The organism is Nocardia sp. NPDC004278 (assembly GCF_053602975.1).
Genome location: NZ_JBSGEQ010000012.1, coordinates 149,577 through 173,534 on the forward strand (window position 1 = coordinate 149,577; position 23,958 = coordinate 173,534).

Consider the following 23,958-nt stretch of genomic DNA (forward strand, 5'->3'; position numbering starts at 1 on the left):
ATAGCCTGGGGGCGTCAGTAATTCGACCGAGGGGAGGTCCGAGAAATGTTCGATCGGAGGCGAGCGCGCGCCGCGCGCATGGCGACCTGAGCCGCACTGAACTGACCGAGGGGAGGGAAACATGTGGGAGTGGAGTCGAAGGACCGCCGAATACGCGTCGGCGGCGTCCTGGACCAGTTGGCAGACCGTGCGCACCGAACCGACCGTGGTCGAGCCGGAGCACCGGGCTGAGGCCACCGAATCCGCCACGGCGGAGGAGAGCCCCGCCATGGCGGAGTCTGTCGAATACGTCCTCTGCGGATAGCTACGACCCTCGCGACCTGCCGCGATAACGACGGCGTCGACCTATCGCGGCAGGTCGGTGCGTACCGAGTAACCTGCCGGTGTGCACAGGCCACCATTGGATGCAGAGCAGTTGCGGCGCAGTCTCATCGAGTTGCCCGAGCTGTCGTTCTTCTCTCACATCGAGGTGGTGGAGTCGACCGGGTCCACCAATGCGGACCTGATCGCCCGGGCCGGGGATGCCGAAGCCGATCGCGCGGTTCTGCTCGCGGAAACCCAAGAGCAGGGCCGCGGGCGGCATGCCAGGACCTGGATCAGCCCGCCGCGCGCACAGATAGCGATGTCGCTGTTGGTGCGGCTGCGCGGCATCGAGCCGTCGGCGCTCGGCTGGCTGCCACTGCTCACCGGCGTCGCGGTAGTGGACGCACTGCGAGCGAGCGCCGGTGTGGACGCGAATCTGAAGTGGCCCAACGATGTGCTGATCGATGGCCGCAAAGTCGCGGGCATCCTGGCCGAAGTCGCCTCCGGTGGTGGGGCACCCGCCATTGTCGTCGGGGTCGGCCTGAACGTCGATCTCACCGAGGCGGAACTGCCGGTGCCGCATGCCACTTCGCTCGCGCTGGCGGGTGCGAAGGTCACCGACCGCACCGAGCTCGTGCAGTCACTGCTGGCCGAATTCGCCCGCCGCTTCACCGCGTGGCGCGACGCCGGTTGGGATACCACCGACCTGATCGGCGTCTACCGCGACCGGTGCGCCACCCTCGGCGCCCTTGTGCGCGCCGAACTGCCGGGCGGCCAGACCATCGAGGGCATTGCCACCGATATCGATACCGCGGGCCGCCTGCTGATCGGCGACCACGCCGTGTCCGCGGCCGACGTCACCCATCTGCGCGCCAACTACTGATCCGCGCTGACCGAGCGCCGCACCCTTATGGAGCGCCACTGCGGATCCCGACAGGGTGTGCGGCTGGTTGGGCCGGAACCTGTTGCCGGGCATGATGTTCGGATCAGACAGGCTGCATGACGCCGCGTGCCGCTTCCCTGGCGAGCAGGCGGTCGCGCTGTTCTTCGAACCTGAGCACATCCTTCTCCAGCTTCGCCAGGAATGCGCCGAGTTGCTCGCGGGCCTGCTCGCCGCGCGGGCCGAAGTCGGTGCGCTCGAAGATGTTCCACTTCTTGAGCACCGGCTGTACCACCTCTTCGAGGTGCTGGCGCAGGTCGTAGATGCCGTGTTTGGCCATCAGCGCGCCGTTGCGGCGGAAGTTCGGCATTCCGTAGCCGGGCATGACGAAGTTGGTGAGGATCGCGGTGATCGCGGCCATGGCCTGATCGGGTACCAGGTCCAGGCCTGCGCCGCACATATTGCGGTAGAAGATCATGTGCAGGTTCTCGTCGGCGGCGATGCGCTGCAGCATGCGGTCGGCGATGGCGTCATCGCAGACCCTGCCGGTATTGCGGTGGCTGACCCGGGTGGCGAGCTCCTGGAACGTCACATACGCGACGTTCACCAGGAATCCGGCCCCGCCCTCGGGCGAGGGCACGCCGCGGGTCATATGGGTCATGCGGGCCTGTTCCAGCGCGACCGGATCGACGCCGCGGGTGACCACGAGGTAGTCGCGCATGACGATGCCGTGCCGGTTCTCCTCGGCCGTCCAGCGGCCCACCCAGCTGCCCCAGGCGCCGTCCTGGGAGAAGTGCTCGGCGATCAGTCGGTGATAGGAGGGCAGGTTGTCCTCGGTGAGCAGATTGGTGATCATGGCGGCCTTGGCAACCTCGTTCAGCTTGGACTGCTCCGGTGCCCAGTCCATACCGCCCATTGCGGCGAAGTTGCGCCCCTCGTCCCATGGGACGTAGTCGTGCGGGTGCCAGTCCTTGGCCATCGAGAGGTGGCGGTCGAGATTCTGTTCGGCCACCGGTTCGAGTTCGGTCAGGATTTCCAATTGGGTCAGATCTCGGGTCACAGCGGCCTCCGCGGTCGTTATCGACGTCTTGTCAAGCCGGACTTGTCTTTTCACAGGCAGGGCATTGAGCAGAACACAACGAGAGCTGGTCGAACGGGCAGAGCCGGGTCGAGCGGCTGCCGTCGGGTCGAGGCTGGTCGTTTCGAGCGATCTGCAAGCAGTCGCTACGGTATGAGGTGAACCTGTGCCGAAACTCGAGCCGACTCGAGAAGGGCTCGAGCCGCCGATGCGGCGAGGTGACGATTGTGCAGCACGGCACGCGTCATTGTCCACGCTTTCGGGCGTGTTCTCGCGGTAGGGTTCCGTCATGGGTTATCCGGAGGAGGTGCTCGCCCCGGACGAGCAGTTGATACTCCATCGTCATCCGCATTGGAAAATGCTGTTCTGGCCGATTGTGACGCTCATCGTCGCCACCGCGCTGGCCGGATTCGCCGGGGGGTTCATCTCGCGCAAGGCCGAGGGCACGAATCGTTCGGTGCTGCTGATCGTGGTGCTCGTGGTCTGGCTCGGCATCCTCGTATGGCGTTGTGCCGCACCGGTTATCAGCTGGAAGTCGACGCATTTCATCGTGACCGACCGGCGAGTGCTGATCCGTCAGGGCGTGCTCACCCACACCGGCATCGATATCCCGATGAGCCGGATTTCCAGCGTGCAATTCCGCCACGGTCTGTTCGACCGGCTGCTCGGCACCGGCACCCTGATCATCGGTTCGTCTTCGGAGGAACCGCTCGAATACGACGACATTCCGCAGGTGCAGCAGGTGCATGCGCTGCTGTACCACCAGGTATTCGAACAGTCGCGCGATAATCTGGGTCAATGACCGCCGTACTGCTGGCCGAAGACGATGAGGCCATCGCCGCACCGCTCTCGCGTGCGCTGGGGCGCGAGGGCTATTCGGTCACCGTCGAGCGTTTCGGGCCCGCGGTGCTGAAACGGGCCCTCGAGGGCGATCACGATCTGCTCATTCTCGATCTCGGCCTGCCCGGTATGGACGGACTCGAGGTATGCCGTCAGGTCCGTGCCCGTGGCGCCGATCTGGCCGTGCTCATGCTCACCGCGCGCACCGACGAGGTGGATTTCGTCGTCGGGTTGGACGCGGGCGCCGACGACTATGTCGGCAAACCGTTCCGGCTGGCCGAATTGCTCGCACGGGTGCGAGCGTTGTTGCGGCGCAGTGGAATCGGCGATGAGGCCGTCGAGGTGGGCGGCATCCGGCTGGAGCCCGCCGCGCGACGGGTGCTGGTCAACGGCGTCGAAGTCGGTTTGGCCAATAAGGAATACGAATTGCTCAAGGTGCTGATCGATCGGGCGGGCCAGGTGGTCCCGCGCGAGACGATCCTGCGCGAGGTATGGGGCGACGCCGAACTGCGCGGTTCGAAGACCTTGGATATGCACATGTCCTGGCTGCGCCGCAAGATCGGCGACGAGGGCCCGATGGCGGAGCGGCGCATTGTCACCGTGCGCGGGGTCGGCTTCCGTCTGAACACCGACTGATGGTGCGGCGCAACTGATATGAGACGCAGAATTCTGCGATCGATCCTCACCGTGCTGACCATCACCACGGTGGTGCTCGGCGTTCCGCTGATCTATACCGCGTGGCTATGGGTCGAGGACATCACCCGCAGTGATCTGGAGAACCGGCTGGAGCGGATCGCCACCGAGATCATTGCCCAGGAACGCGGTGACGGCATGGTGCTCGGCGAACTCGACACCCGGTTGGTGCGGCCGCTGATCCCCAAGGACGGCAGGCTGACCATCATCTATCCGGCGCCGCAGGACAATGCGTCCCGGCTCGATATCGGTGCGGAAGAGGTCGAAGACCCACTGGTCGAATCGCTGTCCATGGGCACAAAGGGTTCGCTGCGGTTGGAGATTCCGTCCGGACCGATGCATATGATGCAGATCCAGGCCGTCGCGGTGGTGGCCTTCGCGGTGCTCGCCTCGCTCGGCGCGGCGGTGTCGGTGGCGATGATCACCGCGCGCCGGGTCGCCGATCCGCTGCGTGATGTGGCGGCCAGGGCGGCACGGCTGGCCATGGGCGACTTCCGGCCGGATCCGCGTCGGCACGGGATCTCCGAACTGGACCGGGTCTCCGATGTGCTCGATTCGGCGACCGTCGAGATCGCCGGGCGGCTGCAGCGCGAGCACGCGCTGGTCGCCGATGTTTCGCATCAGCTGCGCAGCCGCCTGACCGCGGTGCGCCTGCGGCTCGACGAGCTGTCCGCGCACTCCGATCCGGCCGTGGTACACGAGGCCGAGGAGGCGATGGCGCAGGTCGACCGGCTCACCGATGCCATCGATGATCTGGTCCGCGCCTCGCGCGACGAGGATGCCGCCGACCGCGATCCGGTGCCGGTGATGGATGAATTGCGCGGTGTCGTCGAGGAGTGGTCGCATCCGTTCACCGAGGCGGGCCGCACACTGCGACTGATCGGCGACGAATCCCTGCGCGCCCCGATCACCGGATCCCGCCTGCGCGAATCACTGGCCGTGCTGGTCGACAATGCGCTGATGCACGGTGGCGGCACCTGCACGGTGTCGGTGCGCACCGTGCGCACGGTCAGCGATCGCGAACCGCTGGTGGTGGTCGAGGTGGCCGATGAGGGCGATGGTGTGCGTGACGAACTCGCGCCGCACATCTTCGATCGCGGCTTCTCGGCGGGTGGCTCCACCGGTGTCGGGCTGGCCCTGGCCAGGGCGCTCGTCGAGGCCGATGGTGGGCGGCTGGAGTTGCAGCGGCGCCGGCCTGCGCTGTTCGCGATGTTCCTGGGGTCCAGTGCGTCGCCGCCGCGCACGTCCAATGGCGCGCAGGTGCCGGAGCCGCGCTAGCTGCGGCCGAGCTGCTCTTCCTCGAGCATCTCTTCGATCTCCTCGACCAGCTCACTGATTTCGTCCGGGAACACCCAGCGGCGCATCGCCCAGTAGCGGAAGGCCATCTGCAGCAGATTGCCGATGATGAAGGCGCTGATGAAGTCCGCGATGTTCTCGACGGTGAAGCTCACATCGGGTTGGCGCAGGTCGAAGACGTAGCTGGAGATCCATAGCGGGATGAAGCTCAGCACCACCCCGACACCGCTGACACCGAAGAACAGCAGCGCCTCATGATGCTTCTCGCGCCCGCCGCGGTTCTTGAACGACCACTCGCGGTTGAGGATGTAGGAGCAGATGACCGCGATCACCCCGGAGATGATCTTCGCGGTGACCGGCTTGGTCTCCAGCACCGTCCACTTGAGCACGTAGAAGATGCCCGAGTCGATGATGAAGGTGGTGGCGCCGACGATGGCGAATTTGATCAGCTCGTGGTGGCGGTACGCGATCTCCCGCAGCGGTTTGGGGAGGACGTTGACCACGTCGTCGACGAATGACACAAGGCCCGAGTGTACCGGTACGAATCCCGGCACTCGGACATGACAAGATTGCACGACGTGAGCTCCCGCCGTTCGTTCGATTCTGCCGCCATGCCCACCGTCACCATGATCGGTGGTGGTCAGCTCGCGCGCATGACGCACCAGGCTGCCATCGCCTTGGGCCAGCGGCTACGGGTGCTCGCCGAGCGTCCGGACGACCCGGCCGCCCAGGTGAGCCCGGAGGTCGTGCTCGGCAGTCACACCGATCTGGCCGCGCTGCGCAAGGCCGCCGTCGGCTCGCATGCACTGACCTTCGACCATGAGCATGTGCCGACCGAATATCTGGAGGCGCTGGTCGCCGAGGGCGTGAATGTGCAGCCGCCGCCGCGCGCACTGGTCTTCGCGCAGGACAAGCTCGCCATGCGGACCAAACTGTCCGAACTCGGATTGCCGGTGCCCGCCTTCACCCCGGTCACCTCGGTGGCCGACGCCGTGCGGTTCGGTGCCGAGCACGACTGGCGGGTGGTGCTGAAGGCGGTGCGCGGCGGTTACGACGGGCGCGGCGTCTGGATGCCGGAGTCGGCGGCCGAGGCCGAGACGATCGTGGCCGATCAGCTTGCGCACGGTGTGCAACTGCTCGCCGAGGCCAAGGTGGACCTCAAGCGCGAACTGTCGGCGATGGTGGCCCGTTCGCCGTTCGGTCAGGCCGCGACCTGGCCGGTGGTGGAGACGGTGCAGCGCAATGGCCAGTGCGCCGTGGTGATCGCGCCGGCGCCGGACCTGAGCGATGAATCGGCCACCCGGGCCGAGACGCTCGCGCTGAACCTGGCCAGCGAACTCGGCGTCGTCGGTGCGATGGCGGTCGAGCTCTTCGAAACCAATGACGGCGCGATCCTGATCAATGAACTGGCCATGCGCCCGCACAACTCCGGGCACTGGGGCATGGACGGCGCGTGCACCGGCCAGTTCGAGCAGCATCTGCGCGCGGTGCTCGACTATCCACTCGGTGATACCCGCCCGCTGGCCCCGGTCACCGTGATGGCCAATATTCTCGGCGCGCCCGAGGCGCCGACCATGTCGATGGACGAGCGGCTGCACCACCTCTTCGCCAGAATGCCGCAGGCGAAGGTGCATCTGTACGGCAAGAGCGAACGTCCGGATCGCAAGATCGGGCATATCAACGTGCTCGGCGACAATGTCGCCGTGGTGCGCGAGCAGGCCGAGCGGGCGGCGCATTGGATGTCGCACGCGATTTGGACCGACGGATGGGATCCCCACGGTGAGTAATGCGCAAGTTGGCCTGATCATGGGCAGTGACTCGGACTGGCCGACCATGGAGGCCGCCGCGATTGCCTTGGCGGAGTTCGATATTCGGTTCGAGGTCGGCGTCGTCTCGGCCCACCGCACCCCCCAGCGCATGCTCGACTACGCCCGTGACGCGGCGGGCCGCGGTCTGCAGGTCATCATCGCGGGCGCCGGCGGCGCGGCCCACCTGCCCGGTATGGTCGCCTCCGCCACCCCGCTCCCCGTGATCGGCGTTCCCGTCCCCCTCAAATACCTCGACGGCATGGACTCCCTGCTGTCCATCGTGCAGATGCCCGCGGGCGTCCCGGTCGCCACCGTCTCCATCGGCGGTGCCCGCAATGCGGGCCTACTCGCCGTCCGCATCCTCGCCGCCCACGATGCCGCCCTGCGCACCCGCATGGAACAGTTCCAGGCCGGTCTCGAAACAATGGTCCTGGAAAAGGACGAAGCCCTCCGCACCAAGCTCCTCGGCTGACCGAGCCGCCCCTGGAGCGCGGCGATCGATTCGACAAGCCCCGCGCTCTCGCGGCTGCTCGGTGCATCATCGTGGTCTCGGGCGGCTCGCATGTCAGGAGTCCCGGTCCGCGGTCGGTGAGGTTCGTCAGCGGCGGCGCGGCCTCCGTTCGATGCGGATACTCCTCGGAGGTCGGGCGAACTGTTCAGCAGTGCGTCGCGACCAGTCGAAATGTCGCTTCCCTCGAGCAGGTCGACCACATGCGGCCGACGGGGCTCAGTACGGTGATCGCGTGGTGACTGATGAGAGTGGGCGGCCGCGCAATGGCGACGAGACGGCTCGGTTTCGGCTGACGGTCGTGGATCAGGCACTGCGATTGTTCGCTGAGCAGGGGTATGAGGCGACGACCGTGGATGAGATCGCGGAGGCGGCTGGGATTTCCCGGCGGACGTTCTTTCGGCAGTTCCGCTCGAAGGAGGACGTGATCTTCGCTGATCACGAATCGCAGTTGGCGCAGGCGGCGGAGTTCTTGGCGGCGGCGCAGGGGGATCCTTGGGAGGCGGTCTGCGCCGCGGTGGTGCAGGTATTCGAGCGGTTCACGCAGTGGCGCGAGATCGCCGAGCGGCGGTACCGGGTGGTGCGGCGGGTGCCAGCGCTGCGCGAGCGCGAGATCGTGACCGTATTCCGGTACGAGCGGCTGTTCACCGACTATCTGCGGGAGCGGCTGCCCGAGGTGCCGGATCTGGCGCGGGTGCAGTTCACGGCCGCGGTGACGGCCACGCACAACTACCTGTTGCGGCGCATGGTGCGTGGTGAATCGGATGCGGGGGCGGCGGATCTGCGGGTGGAGTTGGCGGCGATTCCGCGCGGTGCGGGCCGGGGGCCGAGCGCCGGGGAGTTGGTGGTCGCGGTGTTCCCGAGGGATATGCCCCCGCGGCAGGTCGCCGATCTGGTGACCAGGCAGCTCGGCAGCCTGTGACCGGAATCATAGTATGCACTATCTGACACTCAGTGCCATGATGTAACTGCACTTGACGCCGTCTTCTGGACGTATACTGATAAGAAGATGGCACTGAGTGCCGAGCGCTGGATATCGACCCGGCACCATCACGACCGACAAACCAGGAGTGTGCCCCATGGCGGGAAATCCGGACTTCAACCTGTTCCAGTTGGAGGACTTCCACGACGAACTGCGCGCGGCCATCCGCGGACTGGCGGAGAAGGAAATCGCCCCCTACGCCAAGGACGTCGACGGCAACTCCCGCTTCCCCGAGGAGGCGCTCACCGCGCTGACCGCCGCGGGCTTCAACGCGGTGCACGTGCCGGAGGCCTACGGCGGTCAGGGTGCGGACTCGGTCGCCACCTGCATCGTGATCGAAGAGGTCGCCCGCGTCTGCGGTTCGTCCTCGCTGATTCCGGCCGTTAACAAGCTCGGCACCATGGGCCTGATCCTCAACGGCTCCGAGGAACTCAAGAAGCAGGTGCTGCCGGATATCGTCAACGGCGAGATGGCCTCCTACGCGCTGTCCGAGCGTGAGGCGGGCTCCGATGCCGCCAGTATGCGCACCCGCGCCAAGCGGGACGGCGACGACTGGGTCATCAACGGCTCCAAGTGCTGGATCACCAACGGCGGCAAGTCCTCCTGGTACACCGTGATGGCGGTGACCGACGCGGACAAGGGTGCCAACGGCATTTCGGCGTTCCTGGTGCACAAGGATGACGAGGGCTTCGTGGTCGGCCCGCTCGAGCACAAGCTCGGCATCAAGGGATCGCCGACTGCCGAACTGTATTTCGAGAACTGCCGGGTGCCGGGTGATCGGATCGTCGGCGCGCCGGGCACCGGTTTCAAGACCGCGCTGCAGACCCTCGACCACACCCGCCCGACCATCGGCGCGCAGGCCGTCGGTATCGCGCAGGGCGCGCTGGACGCCGCGATCGCGTACACCAAGGATCGCAAGCAGTTCGGCACCGCGATCGCCGACTTCCAGAACACCCAGTTCATGCTCGCCGATATGGCGATGAAGATCGAGGCCGCCCGCCTCATGGTCTACACCTCGGCCGCCCGTGCCGAGCGTGGCGAGAAGAACCTCGGCTTCATCTCCGCCGCTGCCAAGTGCTTCGCTTCGGATGTGGCCATGGAGGTCACCACCAACGCCGTGCAGCTCTTCGGCGGCGCGGGCTACACCACCGACTTCCCGGTGGAGCGGATGATGCGCGACGCGAAGATCACCCAGATCTACGAGGGCACCAACCAGATCCAGCGCGTCGTCATGTCGCGCGCGCTGCTGCGGGGCTGACGGCTCATACCGACCGGGTGTTCCGAATTCTTCCGAGTATGGAACACCCGGTCTTTTTTATGCCCTCGAAACCCCCAATATTTTGGGGCACGGTCTTGCATCTAAATAATTTCGAAGCCGTTCGGTTGTTTGTTCGTGTCCGCGGCAGCAGCGATTCGATACATGGCATCGCGGACAAAAAAGTTGCGAAATAGGTCACGGGCCGATTCGGCCGGAATTCGCTGGAATTGGCACAGCCTTATGCGCTGGCCTGCGATGCGCTGAGCATGGTCTTCGTAGTTATGTCGGATCTGATCGGCGAATCGTTACGCTTTCTTGCACGCTACTTTGTGCAGAAGTTGCCGAAGGAATTCGGGCGCTTCGTTACCTATTTAACTAGCTATCATTGGGGGATACTCTATTTCGTAAACAATACGAGGTGGGGTCATGATCAAGATCGTAATTGGGCCGCGGTCGGGGATGAATTCGGTCCCGCTGTCCATGACCGAAATGTCATGTCCATTCGCGAGAAGCGCGCTGGACATGGTCCGAATGTGGGCCGAGGACCATTTGACGGCCGATAACCAGGAGTTGGGTCGCGATGGGCCGGTCTGTCGGTATGTCGCACCGTCCATGCGCCGAGACCTGATGCGCACCGGCCGGATACCCGGCGCGCATCCGTGGCCGTCGTTCGTTCGGCTGGTGCCTTCCGATGCGATGGAGCCGAGGCTGACCGCGGGGCCGACCGGGGATGTCGAGGCGTATCCGCTCGAACCGGAGGAGGTAGAGATCGAAGCGCTCGCCCGCACCAACGGAAAACCGGTGCCCGCCGGACCGCATCGAAGCGACTGATCTGGGCGGTTCGTCATGGCGCACGGCCTGTCGCCTGCCAAGGCCAGGGCTCCCGGGATGCAGGTTTTCCCGCTCTCACCAGCGCAGCTGGGCATGTGGTACGCCCAGCAGCTGGATCCCGATGTACCGCTCTACGAGGCGCAGTACATCGAGATGTGCGGGCCGCTCGATACCGAGCTGCTGATCCGGGCGGGCTGTCGGGCCGCGCGCGAGTTCGAATCCGGTGTGCTGCGGTTGATCGAGCTGGATGGTCGGCCCTATCAGGTCGTCGACCACCAGATCGAGACCGAGGTCGGGTATTTGGACTTCCGGTCCGCGGCCGATCCGGATGCCGAGGCGCTGCGCTGGATGCGCGCCGATGTGGCCGCGCCGATCGATCTGCTCGGCGATCGGCTCGGGGCATCGATGCTGCTGCGGGTCGGTGCCGACCGGGTGCTGTGGTACACGCGGGTACATCACATCGTTACGGACGGCTTCGGCTCGATGAGCGGACTGTATCGCATTGCGCAGCTGTACAACTCGGAGCTGGCGGGTGTCGAGCCGCCGCCCGCGACGGCGTCGAGCCTGCGCGAGGTGCACGAATCCGAGATGAGCTATCGCACCTCGACGCGGTTCGTGGCCGATGCCGCGTACTGGTCCGAGCGAATGGCTGGTATGCCGCGGCGGTGCAGTCTGGTGGACGCGGTGGCGCCAGCGCATGCGCTGGGGCGCCAGCATCGGATCGAGCTTTCGGAGCTGACGACCCACCGGATCGATACCGCGGCAGCACGTTTCGGCATCGGATCGCCCGCACTGGCCATGGCGGCGCTGGCGCTGTACTACGCGCGCACGACCGGTCAGCGGGATGTGGTGCTGAGCCTGCCGGTCTCCGGGCGGACCACCGCGATGCTGCGGCGTTCGGGCGGCATGCTGGCCAATGTGGTGCCGGTGCGGATCGAGGTCACCGATCGCAGCACGGTCGCCGATATCGTCGGGTCGGTGCGGCTCGAGCTATCGGGGGCGCTGCGGCACCAGCGGTATCGGCACGAGGAGATCCGCAACGGTACGGGCGATACCGATGATGCCGTACCCGGGCGGGGATTCGTCGGACCGGTTTTCAATATCATGGTGTTCCCGACCGAGGTCGATTTCACCGGTGTCCGAACCACCCTGCACCTGCTGACCTCGGGCCCGATCGAGGACCTGTTCGTCAACCTGTACCAGCATGGCGCACACAGCCCGATCCACGTCGATTTCACCGCCAATCCGGAACTGTACGACGCGGATTCGCTGGCCCGGCACCATCACCGGTTCATCGGGCTGTTCGAATCGATGCTCGCGGCCGCGCCGGATACGCCGGTTCGCGATCTCGACTACTTCCTCGACGACGAGCGACACCTGCACGGTGCGGTGTGCGGGCCACGGGCTCCGGCGGCGCGGACGTTGCCCGAGGTGCTGGCGGCGGGACTGCGCGCCGCGGGATCCGATGCGGCCGCGGTGGTCTGTGGCGATCGGACGCTGTCCTATGGCGAACTCGATCTGCTGTCGAATCGGCTGGCGAGCAAGCTGATCGGGCTCGGTGCCGGTGCGGAGGTGCCGGTGATGGTCGCGCTGCCTCGATCGATGGAATCGGTGCTGGCGCTCTGGGGGGCGGCTCGATCGGGTGCGGCGTTCGTGCCGATCGGTGCCGGGAATCCGCGTGCGCGGGTGTCGCAGATGGCGGCGGAATGCGGTGCGCGGCTGGGAATTACCATGTCGGCGCTGGTTTCCGAGTTGCCCGACGAGGTGACTTGGATGGTGCTCGATGACTCGAATATTGCCGAGTCCGCGCAGCCCGGGCATGCCCGAGCCGTGCGGGCAGAGCAGGCCGCCTACGTGGTATTCACTTCGGGGTCGACCGGCGTACCGAAGGGGGTTGTGGTCACCCATACCGGTTTGACGGGACTTGTTGCCGCAGCTGCTGATTCGTCCGGGGCCGGGCCGGGGTCGCGGGTCCTGCATTGTTTGAATCCGAGTTTCGACGCCTCGCTGCTGGAGTTGCTCGGCGCCTTCTCGGTCGGTGCGACACTTGTGGTGGCGGCGGGGGATCACACGGCCGGAGGTGAGCTGGCGCGGCTGGTCCGCGACTTCGGCGTGACGCAGATGTACTCGACGCCAGCGGTATTGGCGACCCTGCCCGCTGGTTCGATGGACGGGGTGCGATCGCTGTCTTCCGGCGGTGATATCTGCCCGCCGGAGTTGGTGGCGCGGTTCGGAGTCGGGCGGACGCTGCGGAATTCCTATGGGCCGACCGAGACCACGGTCGCGGTGACCTTCACCGAGCCATTGACGCTGGCGCGCCCGTCCGGCTTGGGTCGGCCGGTGCCCGGGGCCGAATTGCTGGTGCTGGACCGTTGGTTGCGCCCGGTGCCGATCGGAGTTGCCGGTGAGCTGTATATCGCGGGGTCCGCGCTGGCCAGGGGCTATGCGGGGCGCGCGGCAATGACCGCGGAGCGGTTCGTAGCCGATCCCTTCGGACCGGCCGGAACTCGGATGTATCGGACCGGTGATCTGGTCCGCTGGCAGGCCGGTCGGCCGTTCGATCCGAGCGGCAACGGGGCGTCCGAGCGCGCGGATTCGGTGCTGGAATACCTGGGCCGCACGGACTTCCAGGTGAAGCTGCGCGGCATGCGAGTCGAGCCGGGTGAAGTGGACGCCGTGCTGGACGCCCATCCCGGGGTCGAGATCGCGGTAACGGTATTGCGGCGCACCGACGCGGGCGGATCGATATTGGCATCGTATGTGGTTCCGGTTGTGCACCGGGAAAATCCGGTGCGCCTGGATATTTCGGAGGTGCGCGAGTACTGCGCACACCGGCTGCCGGGACATCTGGTACCTGGATCGATCACGGTATTGGACGCGCTACCACTGACCGGCAATGGCAAGATCGACCGCCGCGCCCTACCGGAACCCGAACCGGCCGATACCGCCCCGGTGCGTGCGGCGGGTACGGCAACCGAACGCACGCTGTGCACGATGTTCACGGAGATCCTGGGCACGTCTGCGGTCGGCGCGGAATCGTCGTTCTTCGCCCTCGGCGGCGATTCGATCATGGCGATCCAACTGGTGTCCCGTGCTCGCGCCGCGGGCCTGATCTGCACGCCACGCGATGTTTTCGAGCATCCGACCCCCGCCGAACTGGCCGGATTCGTCACGACCCGGTCCGAGACCCGTCCGGTGCTGCACGAACTACCCGGCGCGGGCATCGGCCGGGTACCCCGCACCCCGATCGTCTCCTGGCTGCTCGAACAGCCGACCGACATCCGTCGCTTCGTCCAAACGATGGTCCTTACCCTGCCGGTCGGCATCGCGCGAACTCCGCTGGTGCGCACCGTGCAGGCCGTGCTCGATCGGCACGACATGCTGCGCGCCATCCTCGTCAACGGCGAGCTCGAGGTCCGTCCGGTCGGTGCGGTCGATGCCGACACCCTGCTGGTCGGTGCGTCGGAACGGGTCGGCGTCGCGCAGGTGATCGCGGAAGCCACGGACCGTCTCGATCCGGCGCACGGGGTAATGCTGGCCCTGGTGTGGCTGGATGAGGGACCGGGGCGGGCCGGTCGCCTCGTCGTCGTCGCGCATCATCTGGTGATCGACGCGGTGTCCTGGCGGATCGTGCTGGCCGATCTGATCGTCGCGTGGGGGCAGATCGCGGCGGGTGCGGAGCCGGTGCTCCCACCCGTCGGCACGTCGATGCGGACCTGGGCGCACGCACTGGCCGTGGTCGCCGCCGACGATTCCGTGGTCGACGAGTTGGACTACTGGTCGGCGGTGCTCGCCACACCCGATCCGCCGATGCACGGTCGCGGCCTCGACTCCGCCGATGGGATGTCGCGCGGTCATCGTGTTGCCGAGGCACATGGTGACTCGATGCGCACACGCGTTGCGGACGATGAGCGTGGTGCCTCGCCGGGCAGAGACGATACTGCGCTGTCCGAGCGCCGCGAGCGGGACACTGCGGTGCCGAACGGGCGCGGTGATACGGCCGTCGAGGCGCGGCGATGCGATGCTCGCGACAGCGACTCGGTTGTGCGGCCCGGACGGGTCGATGCCGAGGTGCCGGGCAGGCGCGAGCGGATCGAAGTGCGGTTGTCGGTCGAGGTGAGCAGGACGCTCGTCGAGCGGCTGCCGGTGGCGTTCCGGTGTGGGGTGGAGGAGGCGTTATTGAGCGCCCTGGCGACCGCGGTGACGCGGTGGCGCGGGGACCAAGGGGCGGTGTTGGTGGGCGTTGAGCGGCTCGGGCGCGATGAGGGGTTGGTGCCGGGGGCGGATCTTTCGCGGACGGTGGGTTGGTTCACCGGTCAGTTCCCGGTGCGGTTACATGTCGCGGCGGCGGGTGGGCCCGTTGCGACATTGAAAGCGGTCAAAGAGCAACTGCGTGCGGTACCGCGTGGTGGTATCGGATTCGGGCTGTTGCGGTATCTGAATCCGGTTGGGCGGGAACAGTTGTCAGGGAAGTGGCCGCAGCTCGGGTTCAACTATCTCGGTCAGGTGGCTGCCGTCGGTACGGGGACGCCGTGGCTGCCGGATTCGATTGTCGAGGCTCTGGGCAGTGGGGATCAGGATCTGCCCGCGGCCGGTGCGGTCACGATCGATGCCGTGACCGTAGCGACCGCCGATGGACCGGTCCTGCAGGCGGTTTGGCAGTTCCTGCCTGCGGTGCTGGATGGTGCCGAAGTGGATGTGATCGCCCGGCAATGGATATCGGAGCTGATCGCGCTCGCGGACCTGCTGCGCGCACCGGACGCGGGTGGATTCACCCCTTCGGATTTGCCGCTGGTATCCGCCACGCAACAGCGGATCGAGGAATGGGAGTCGCGGTACCCGGCATTCGAGGATGTGTGGCCGCTGGCACCGCTGCAGCAGGGACTGCTGTTCCACGTGCAGCTGGCTGCCGGTCGCACCGACGGGTACTCGGTGCAGACGGTGATCCAGTTCGAGGGTCCGGTGGACGCCGCGCGCCTGGCGCGGGCCGCCGACGCGCTGGTGCGGCGGCACCAGGTATTGCGCACCGCATTCCTGGCCGGGGACGATGCGCCGGTTCAGCTGGTACTGGCGCAGGCAACCGTGCCCTGGACCTATGTCGAGGCGGATCCGGCGGACTTCGACCGACTCGCCGACACGGAACTGGCGACACCCTTCGCCCCGGATCGGCCACCGCTGCTGCGCATGCTGTGCGTCCGGTGCGGCGCGGATGACGTCCGGTTGGTGATCACGAATCACCATCTGATCCTCGACGGCTGGTCGATGCCGCTGCTGTTCGGCGAGCTGCTCGCGCTGTACGAAACAGACGGCGATAGTTCGGCATTCGCGCCGGTGGTCTCCTATCGCCATTACCTGGAATGGCTCACGGCCCGAGACGATGCCGCCGCCCGCGCCGCATGGGCCGATGCGCTGGAGGGCCTGGCGGGACCGACCCTGGTGACCGTCGGGCGGTCCGCCATCGACTCGGCACCGAAATCCACGCACAAAATCGACGTTGCGTTGACCGCATCGAATGTGTCCGCGCTCCACCGTATTACCGCTGACTACGGCGTGACGCTCAATACGGTCGTGCAGGTCGGGTGGGGGTTACTGCTGGCGGAGTTGACGGGTGAGCACGACATCGTCTTCGGAGCGACCGTGTCCGGACGTCCGCCCGGTCTAGCAGGGGCCGAACGCATTGTCGGCATGCTCGTGAACACCATTCCGGTCCGGATCACCCTCGCCCCCGACGAGTCGGTCGCGGGCCTGCTGGCCCGCGTGCACCGCGAGCAGGCGGCGCTGCTCGAGCAGCACACGATGGGGCTCACCGATATTCAGGCGGCGGCCGGGATCGGCCAGCTGTTCGATACCGCGCTCGTCTTCGAGTCCTATCCGGTGGATGCGGCGGCACTCATGACGGCCGCGCAGCGGGCCGCACTACGGATCGGCGGGTTCCGCGCCCATGATGGCACGCACTATCCGCTGTCGCTGGCCGCGCACGGCAGGGACCGTCTGCGTCTGGTGCTGAACAGTTCGGCGCGGTATTTCGATGCCGCCCAGACCAACCGGCTGGCGGATCGACTGACCCGGATATTCGCGCGCATGGGGGCGGATCCGAACCAGCTGGTCATCGGGATGAGCGGAGCCGAGCCCGGCGATGTGCTGCGTGCGCGTCCGCAGCCACTGCTGCTGCTCCCCGATATCCTGGCGGGCGGAATGCGGCCGGATCGGGTCGCGATACGTTATGGCACAACGGAATTGACCTACCGTGAACTCGACGAGCAGTCGAATCGATGGGCCAGGGTACTGATCGATGCCGGTGCGAAACCGGAAACCGCTGTGCTGATCGCGGTGCCACGCTCACCCGAATGCATGGTCGCGGTCTGGGCCATTGCGAAGACGGGCGCGGCATTCGTACCGGTCGATTCGACGCAGCCCGCACAGCGTCTCGCGGATATCGCAGCCGACTGCGGCGCGCTATGCGGGCTGACCGTATCGGCGGTGCGGGATCGGTTGCCCCATTCGCTGTCGTGGCTGCTGCTCGACGATCCGGCCGTCGCGGCCCGCACGGCAACTCCGCTGGCGCGCCGGCCATTGCGCGCAGGGCATCCGGCCTACATCGTGTACACCTCCGGCTCGACCGGAGCGCCGAAGGGCGTGGTGGTCACCCATGCCGGGCTGAGCGGGCTGGTGGCCGGTACCGCCGCGCACATCGGAGCCCGGTCCGGTGACCGCGTACTGCACTGTATGAACCCGAGTTTCGATGCCGCCATCATGGTGTGGCTGTCGACCTTCTACTGCGGAGCGACCCTGGTCATCGCGCCGCCATCGGCGAGTATCGGTGCCGAACTGTCCGCGGTGATCATCGAATCCGCCGCCACTCACGTATTCATACCGCCCGCAGTGCTGGCCACGGTGCCCGCGACCGCGATGGCCGGGGTGCGGGTGCTCGTCATCGGTGGCGAGCCGTGCCCACCCGACCTGCCCGCGCGCCTCGGCACCGGCCGGATAGTGCTGAACTCGTATGGTCCGGCGGAAACGACAGTGGCGGCGACCTGCACCGGACCGTTATGTCCGGACGAGCCGGTGGATCTCGGCGCACCACTGCCGGGAACTGGTCTGGCTGTGCTGGATTCATGGTTGCGGCCCGTCCCGCTCGGCGCGACTGGCGAACTGTATGTAATGGGGCCTGGACTGGCTCGGTGCTATGTCGGTCAGCCAGGGCTGTCGGCGCGGCGGTTCGTGGCGAACCCGTTCGGCACGGCGGGCGAGCGGATGTACCGCACCGGCGATCTGGTCCGTCGCAGCTCCCGACGGCGACTGGAGTACCTGGGGCGCAATGACTCCCAGCTGAAAGTGCACGGCATCCGAGTCGAGCCGGGTGAGGTCGACGCCGTGCTGCGCAAGTGCCACGGGGTCGAGACGGCGATCACGATGCCGCGCCGAGGCCCGGCCGGAGATCAGGTGCTGGCCACCTATGTGGTGCCGACCGGGGATGCTGTCCTGACGGCGGCACAATTGCGCGAGTACCTGTCGCACCGTCTGCCGAGATACCTCGTGCCCGCGACGATCACCGTGCTGAGGGAGCTCCCGCTGACCGCGAACGGCAAGGTCGACCAGCGCGCACTGCCCGAACTCGAACCGGCGGTGGCCGATTACGTCGAGCCGGTCGGCCGGGAGCACATTGTCGCCGACATCTTCGGCGCGGTGCTCGGCCGCGAACGGGTCGGCGCGGCCGATGACTTCTTCGCACTCGGCGGCGATTCGCTATCGGCGACCAGGGTCGCGGCCCGGCTCGGCTCGGCCCTGGCGACCTCGGTCCCGGTCGGCATGATTTTCGAAGAACCGACGGTACGGGCGCTCGCCGCGGCACTCGGCGACACCGTCGCGATGGACACCACCGGTCTGCGCCGTGGGCAACGGCCACAGCGGATTCCGCTGTCACCCGCGCAGCAGCGGATGTGGTTCGTCAACCAATACGATCCGGATTCCGGCGCCTACAACGTACCGATCGCGCTGCGGCTCACCGGCCAGGTGGACCCGGCAGTCCTCGAAGCCGCCATGCGTGACGTGCTGGAACGGCACGAATCACTGCGGACCAGGTATCCGGCCCGCGACGGTGTCGGATATCAGGTCATCGTGCCAACGGATTCCGCTGTGCCGGAGCTGGTTCCGCTCGCTGTCGCCGATAAGGAACTGCCGGGCGCGATCATGGCATGTGTCAGTGCGGGATTCGATGTGACCGCCGCGGTGCCGCTGCGCGTCCGGCTGTTCCAGCTCACACCGGATACCCAGGTACTGGTGGTGGTGATCCACCACATCAGTGCCGACGGCCTATCAATGGGCCCACTGGCCCGCGATGTCATGACCGCCTACGCCGCCCGGCGCAATGGCACGGCACCCGACTGGACCCCGCTTCCGGTGCAATATGCCGACTACACCCTCTGGCAGCACGAGCGCCTCGGTTCCGAGCAGGATCCGGAATCGCCACTGGCACAGCAGATCCGATACTGGACCGACACACTCGACGGACTTCCCGACCAATTGCCGCTGCCCGCCGACCGCCCCCGCCCGGCAACCGCATCACTGCGGGCAGCCACGATCTACCGCGAATTCGGTGCCGAACTCACCGCCGGGCTCGACGCGCTCGCCAGCGCGAACCAATGCACCCGATTCCAGGTGCTGCACAGCGCACTCGCGGTCTTGTTCGCACGACTGAGCGGCACCACCGATATCGCCATCGGCACCCCTGTCGCCGGGCGCGGCGCCGCCGAACTCGACGATGTGGTCGGCATGTTCGTCAATACCCTGGTGCTGCGGACCGAAATACCTGCCGCGGAACCATTCACCGAGCTACTCGGTCGAGTACGACGCATCGACCTCGACGCACTCGCCCACGCCGATGTGCCCTTCGAGCGGCTCGTCGATCTGCTCGAACCCACCCGCTCGGCGGCCAGGCACCCCTTGATCCAGGCCATGCTGGTGTACCAGAACCTCGCCCCGGTCGAACTCGCACTGCCCGATCTGCGCGGCGAGGCACTGGAACTCGATCAGCGCAGCATCCGTTTCGATCTGAGCATCACGGTGGCGGAGACCGATTCGTCCGGACTGGGGATCCGGATCGCCTATGCCACCGATCTCTTCGACCGCGCCACCGTCGGGCAGCTGGCCGAGCGCTGGCTGCGGGTGCTGTGCACGGTGGTGGCCGATCCCGCGGTACCCGTCGGTGATATCGAATTGCTCGCACCTGCTGAGCGCCGAGATCTGCTGGCGCGACGGACCAGGACCGCGCAAGCACCGCGCGTTCTCGCCGACCTGCTCGCGGATGCGGTCGCCGCGAATCCGGCGGGCGTCGCAGTGGTCGACGGCACCGCGACGCTGACCTATGCCGAACTCGATGCGCAGTCGAATCGGCTGGCCAGAGCGCTGATCGGGGCGGGCGCGTGCCCCGAGGCATTGGTCGCGGTGGCACTGCGCCGCTCACTCGAGTCGGTGCTCGCGGTCTGGGCGGTCGCTAAAACCGGGGCGGCCTTCGTACCCGTCGATCCCGGCTACCCGGCCGAGCGGATCGAACAGATCATCGCGGACTCGGGTGTAGCACTCGGCATCACCAGGAGCGCGATCGGGCAGCGTCTGCCCCGTGCGGTCAGGTGGCTGACCCTCGATGACCCCGAGGTCATCGAATCTCTCACCACCACATCGGATTCGCCGATCGAACCGCGGCGGATTTATCCAGCGCACCCGGCCTACGTCCTGTTCACCTCCGGCTCGACCGGCCGACCCAAGGGTGTCGTCGTCACCCACACCGGACTCGCCAACCTCGCGGTGACACAGCGTGATCGCAACGGCACCACCAGCGCCTCGCGCGTCCTGCACGTTGCCTCCCCGAGTTTCGACGCCGCGGTCCTGGAACTCCTTATCGCCGTCGGCGCGGCAGCGACCCTGGTCATCGCGGGACCTACCGCCTTCGGCGGCCCGGAACTCGCGGAACTACTGGTGCGCGAACGCATTTCGCATATCGCCCTGACACCGTCGGCGCTCGCCTCGATCGGCCCGACCGGATGCGACGAACTACGCGTGATCATTACCGGCGGCGAACGATGCCCGCCCGAACTGGCCGCGCGCTGGAGCGCGCCGAATCGCCTGCACTTCAATGATTACGGTCCCACCGAGACGACCATTTGGGCGACCGGCAGCAACCCGCTGCGCACGGGCGCGGAGGTCACCATCGGCGGCCCCATCGCGGGTATGACCGCGCTGGTGCTCGACGACCGGCTGCACCCGGTGCCCGAAGGCGTTGCCGGCGAGCTGTACCTGGCGGGCATCGCACTGGCCCGCGGCTATCACGGGCACGGCGGCCAGACCGCGACACGATTCGTCGCCGATCCGTACGGCCAGCCGGGGGAGCGGATGTACCGCACCGGCGATCTGGTGCGCTGGCGCGGCCGCGACCTGGACTACCTCGGCCGCTCGGATCTGCAGGTGAAGCTGCGCGGTCTGCGCATCGAACTCGGTGAGATCGAATCGGCGCTGCTCACCGACCCGGCGGTGGCTCGAGCGGCGGTGTGCGTGCACCACGATCCAGCGGTCGGCGAACTGCTCGTCGGCTATATCGTCCCGGTGCCGAATAGTGAATTCACCCCCGACGTCATCAAGAGCACTGTGGCACAGCGCCTTCCGTCGTATATGGTGCCCGCGGTCGTCATCGCGCTGCCCGAGCTGCCGCGCACCGCGAGCGGAAAGCTCGACCACAGGGCGCTGCCCGCACCAGACCTGCGCAGCGGTCGATACCGCGCCCCCGAGACGCCTACCGAACGAGTGGTTGCCGAGACCTTCGGCGAATTGCTCGGAGTCGCGCGCATCGGCCTCGATGACAATTTCTTCGCGCTCGGCGGCAATTCGCTGATCGCCACTCGCATTGTCGCCCGGCTCGGTGCCGCACTCAATGCCCGGATTCCTGTTCGCGCCGTCTTCGATGCCCCCACCGTCGCCGATCTCGCCGAGGTGATCCGGGCCGGGGCCGCCCCACCTGGCCCGCGGCCCGGACCGCGCAACCGACCCCGGCACACCCCACTGTCGGCGGCGCAGCGGCGCATGTGGTTCCTCAATCGCTACGACCCGTGCTCGGCCGCCCAAAATGTGCCGATCGCGGTCGAGGTCAAGGGTGAGCTCGAACTGGACGCGCTCCGGGCGGCCATTGCGGATGTGGTGGACCGGCACGAATCGCTGCGCACCGTCTATCCGGTGGATGCGGTGGGCGACCCCTATCAGGACATCCTCCCGGCGGCGAAAGCCGTGGTGCCGGTGGTGTTGGCCGATATCGGCACCCAGAACGCGGTGGAGCTGACCATCCGCGCCGCCGCCCAGGGTTTCGATCTGACCCGCGAAATGCCGGTGCGCGTCTGGCTGCTGCGCCTCGAGCCGCAGCGCTGGATCCTCACCGTCGTCATGCACCACATCGCCTCGGACGGTTGGTCATTGGCGCCGCTGACCCGCGATGTGCTGCTGGCCTACGCCGCGCGGCGGGCCGGTGGCGCACCGCAATGGGCACCATTGCCCTTGCAGTACGCCGATTACGCACTGTGGCAGTACGAATTGCTCGGTGCCGACAACGATCCCGACAGCACGGCGTACCGGCAGTTGGAGTACTGGCGCGGCGCGCTGGACGGACTGCCGGAAGTGTCGGCGCTGCCCACCGACCATCCGCGACCCGCGGTGGCCAGCCACCGTGCCGGCATGGTCGAGTTCGATATCGATATCGCTGTGCAGCAACGGATTCGGGAGACAGCACGCTGGCACGGCGCGAGCGTATTCATGGTGGCGCATGCCGCCCTCGCCGTATTGCTCGCCAGGCTGTCCGATGCAGCGGATGTGGCGATCGGTTCGGTCACCGCCGGGCGCGGCGACGGCGAACTCGATGACCTGGTCGGCATGTTCGTCAACACCCTGGTGCTGCGCACCCGGGTCGAACCGGACGCGACCTTCGAAAACGTACTCGCCACAACCAAAGACGCCGATCTGGACGCCTTCGGCAATGCCGATCTGCCCTTCGAGCGGCTGATCGAGGTGCTCGCACCGGCCAGGTCGACCGCGCATTCGCCGCTGTTCCAGGTGATCCTGGCGTTCCAGAACTTCGATCGCGAACCGGTCCGCCTGCCCGGCCTGGAGATCGCCCCGATGTCGCTGGCCGCGGTCGGAGCCAAATACGACCTGGAGTGGATGCTGGCCGAGGAGTTCGGTGCCGATGGCGCACCCGCCGGGATCACCGGATCGCTGACCTTTGCCCGCGACCTGTTCGAGGAGACCACCGCGCAGACCTTGGCGCGCAAATTCGTTCAGGTGCTCGAGGAGGTGACCGCGAACCCGTCCGTGGTCATCGGCGACCTCGATGTCACCGCACCACCGGGAACAGTCGTGCACCGGGCTCCACCGACGACCATGCGGCGTACCGATCTGCCGTATCGCCCCCCTGTCACCAGCACCGAACATCTCGTGGTCGGGGCCTTCGAAGCCGTGCTCGGCGCGGACCGAATCGGATTGGACGACAACTTCTTCGAACTCGGCGGCACTTCCATGGTCGCCATCCGGCTCGTCACCGAAATCCGCGAGCGCAGCGGCTTCACCATGCCGGTGCAGTGGATGTTCGGCGAACCGACACCCGCCGTCCTCGCACAGCGCATTACCGAGGGTGAGCAGCCAGGGGGCGATCCCGCACTGCGCACCCTGCTGCCGCTGCGTGCGGCGGGCACGGGTCCCGGCCTGTTCTGCGTCCATCCCGCGATCGGATTGGCTTGGTGCTACGCCGGTTTGGTGCAATACCTCGACGGTGACCACCCGATCTACGGCCTACAGTCACCGGCCCTCGCCGAGGGCGTCCGACCCGATATCACCCTGACCGAACGCGCCGCCCGCTACGTCGACCAGATCCTGCTGACCCAGCCCGCGGGCCCCTACCGCGTGCTCGGCTATTCCGCCGGCGGCCCGATCGCGCACGCCGTCGCCGTTGCACTCCAGCGTCGAGGCGCCGAGGTATCGGCCCTGGTCATCATGGACGGTCGTGCCGATGTAGAACCGGAGAGCGCCGTCGAGATGCCACCACCGCAGGCACTGCTCGCCGAATTCGGCGGCATCGATCCCGTACTGCTGGGCACCGGTGATACCGACGCCGCGCTCGCCGACCGCGCCGCCGAACTGCTGCGCGCCGCCGGCGGCACCTTCGCGGACCTGACCCCGGCGGATCTCGAACACCTCTACTACGACTACCAGCAGCTGATCCGGGAAGGCGCCGACTACCATCCGCAGGTCTTCGACGGTGACCTGATCTTCTTCAGCGGCATCAACGGCCGACCGGGCGTCGTCCCGAATGCGGAAACCTGGCGCCCCTACGTCACCGGAAGCATCGTCGACCACCAGGTCGGCCAGGAGCACAACAAGCTCACCGGCCCCGAAGCTCTCGCAGTGATCGGCCCGATCCTCGCCGACTACCTACGCTGATCTTTTCG

At 67.0% G+C, this 23,958-nt stretch carries 13 protein-coding genes; 11 read left to right on the forward strand and 2 right to left on the reverse strand.

Annotated elements, in window-relative coordinates:
• Positions 1 to 121: 121 nt before the first annotated feature.
• On the forward strand, positions 122 to 304 hold the full coding sequence (locus tag ACWEO2_RS20405; protein WP_452406740.1) for a hypothetical protein: 183 nt from the start codon (positions 122 to 124) through the stop codon (positions 302 to 304).
• An 81-nt stretch (positions 305 to 385) separates the two neighbouring features.
• Positions 386 to 1,186 carry a biotin--[acetyl-CoA-carboxylase] ligase gene (locus ACWEO2_RS20410; RefSeq protein WP_452406741.1) on the forward strand — a complete coding sequence of 267 codons (801 nt, stop codon included), beginning with the start codon at positions 386 to 388 and terminating at the stop codon, positions 1,184 to 1,186.
• A 103-nt stretch (positions 1,187 to 1,289) separates the two neighbouring features.
• Here ACWEO2_RS20410 and ACWEO2_RS20415 read toward each other — a convergent pair whose 3' ends face one another.
• A complete protein-coding gene (locus tag ACWEO2_RS20415; RefSeq protein WP_452406742.1) occupies positions 1,290 to 2,243 on the reverse strand; it encodes an acyl-ACP desaturase in 954 nt (317 codons plus the stop codon).
• A 307-nt stretch (positions 2,244 to 2,550) separates the two neighbouring features.
• Between ACWEO2_RS20415 and ACWEO2_RS20420 the strand changes: the two genes are divergently transcribed.
• The 3 genes from ACWEO2_RS20420 to ACWEO2_RS20430 are packed head-to-tail and all read left to right on the forward strand — an operon-like array spanning position 2,551 to position 5,072.
• Positions 2,551 to 3,063 (forward strand): PH domain-containing protein, encoded by a 513-nt coding sequence (locus ACWEO2_RS20420; RefSeq protein ID WP_355189573.1) that lies wholly within the window; start codon positions 2,551 to 2,553, stop codon positions 3,061 to 3,063.
• Positions 3,060 to 3,737 (forward strand): response regulator transcription factor, encoded by a 678-nt coding sequence (locus tag ACWEO2_RS20425; protein ID WP_330252467.1) that lies wholly within the window; start codon positions 3,060 to 3,062, stop codon positions 3,735 to 3,737. Before ACWEO2_RS20420 ends, ACWEO2_RS20425 begins: the two co-directional genes overlap by 4 nt.
• An 18-nt stretch (positions 3,738 to 3,755) precedes the next feature.
• Positions 3,756 to 5,072 (forward strand): sensor histidine kinase, encoded by a 1,317-nt coding sequence (locus ACWEO2_RS20430; RefSeq protein WP_452406743.1) that lies wholly within the window; start codon positions 3,756 to 3,758, stop codon positions 5,070 to 5,072.
• Here ACWEO2_RS20430 and ACWEO2_RS20435 read toward each other — a convergent pair.
• Positions 5,069 to 5,611, reverse strand: coding sequence for a GtrA family protein (locus ACWEO2_RS20435; RefSeq protein ID WP_452406744.1), 543 nt, complete (start codon positions 5,609 to 5,611; stop codon positions 5,069 to 5,071). The genes ACWEO2_RS20430 and ACWEO2_RS20435 overlap by 4 nt on opposite strands.
• A gap of 39 nt (positions 5,612 to 5,650) precedes the next feature.
• On the opposite strand from ACWEO2_RS20435, the gene ACWEO2_RS20440 reads away from it, so the two are divergent.
• The 6 genes from ACWEO2_RS20440 (at position 5,651) to ACWEO2_RS20465 (ending at position 23,950) form a co-directional block, all read left to right on the forward strand.
• Positions 5,651 to 6,877: a 5-(carboxyamino)imidazole ribonucleotide synthase gene (locus ACWEO2_RS20440; RefSeq protein ID WP_452406745.1), complete on the forward strand. Its 1,227-nt coding sequence runs from the start codon at positions 5,651 to 5,653 to the stop codon at positions 6,875 to 6,877.
• Positions 6,870 to 7,370, forward strand: coding sequence for a 5-(carboxyamino)imidazole ribonucleotide mutase (gene purE / locus ACWEO2_RS20445; RefSeq protein ID WP_452406746.1), 501 nt, complete (start codon positions 6,870 to 6,872; stop codon positions 7,368 to 7,370). The genes ACWEO2_RS20440 and purE overlap by 8 nt, the downstream gene beginning before the upstream one ends.
• Before the next feature lie 271 nt (positions 7,371 to 7,641).
• Positions 7,642 to 8,328: a TetR/AcrR family transcriptional regulator gene (locus ACWEO2_RS20450; RefSeq protein WP_452406747.1), complete on the forward strand. Its 687-nt coding sequence runs from the start codon at positions 7,642 to 7,644 to the stop codon at positions 8,326 to 8,328.
• 157 nt (positions 8,329 to 8,485) lie between these two features.
• On the forward strand, positions 8,486 to 9,646 hold the full coding sequence (locus ACWEO2_RS20455) for an acyl-CoA dehydrogenase (RefSeq protein ID WP_452406748.1): 1,161 nt from the start codon (positions 8,486 to 8,488) through the stop codon (positions 9,644 to 9,646).
• 426 nt (positions 9,647 to 10,072) lie between these two features.
• Entirely contained in the window at positions 10,073 to 10,477 is a 405-nt protein-coding gene (locus ACWEO2_RS20460) for a DUF6875 domain-containing protein (RefSeq protein ID WP_452406749.1), read from the forward strand.
• 15 nt (positions 10,478 to 10,492) lie between these two features.
• Positions 10,493 to 23,950: an amino acid adenylation domain-containing protein gene (locus tag ACWEO2_RS20465; RefSeq protein WP_452406750.1), complete on the forward strand. Its 13,458-nt coding sequence runs from the start codon at positions 10,493 to 10,495 to the stop codon at positions 23,948 to 23,950.
• Positions 23,951 to 23,958: the final 8 nt, after the last annotated feature.

What these genes read in the sequence shown, in the direction of transcription:
- ACWEO2_RS20405 (WP_452406740.1), top strand. Translation starts at nt 122, where the DNA reads ATGTGGGAGTGGAGTCGAAGGACCGCCGAATACGCGTCGGCGGCGTCC.
- ACWEO2_RS20440 (WP_452406745.1), top strand. Translation starts at nt 5,651, where the DNA reads ATGACAAGATTGCACGACGTGAGCTCCCGCCGTTCGTTCGATTCTGCC.
- ACWEO2_RS20425 (WP_330252467.1), top strand. Translation starts at nt 3,060, where the DNA reads ATGACCGCCGTACTGCTGGCCGAAGACGATGAGGCCATCGCCGCACCG.
- ACWEO2_RS20465 (WP_452406750.1), top strand. Translation starts at nt 10,493, where the DNA reads ATGGCGCACGGCCTGTCGCCTGCCAAGGCCAGGGCTCCCGGGATGCAG.
- ACWEO2_RS20430 (WP_452406743.1), top strand. Translation starts at nt 3,756, where the DNA reads ATGAGACGCAGAATTCTGCGATCGATCCTCACCGTGCTGACCATCACC.
- ACWEO2_RS20460 (WP_452406749.1), top strand. Translation starts at nt 10,073, where the DNA reads ATGATCAAGATCGTAATTGGGCCGCGGTCGGGGATGAATTCGGTCCCG.
- ACWEO2_RS20455 (WP_452406748.1), top strand. Translation starts at nt 8,486, where the DNA reads ATGGCGGGAAATCCGGACTTCAACCTGTTCCAGTTGGAGGACTTCCAC.
- ACWEO2_RS20420 (WP_355189573.1), top strand. Translation starts at nt 2,551, where the DNA reads ATGGGTTATCCGGAGGAGGTGCTCGCCCCGGACGAGCAGTTGATACTC.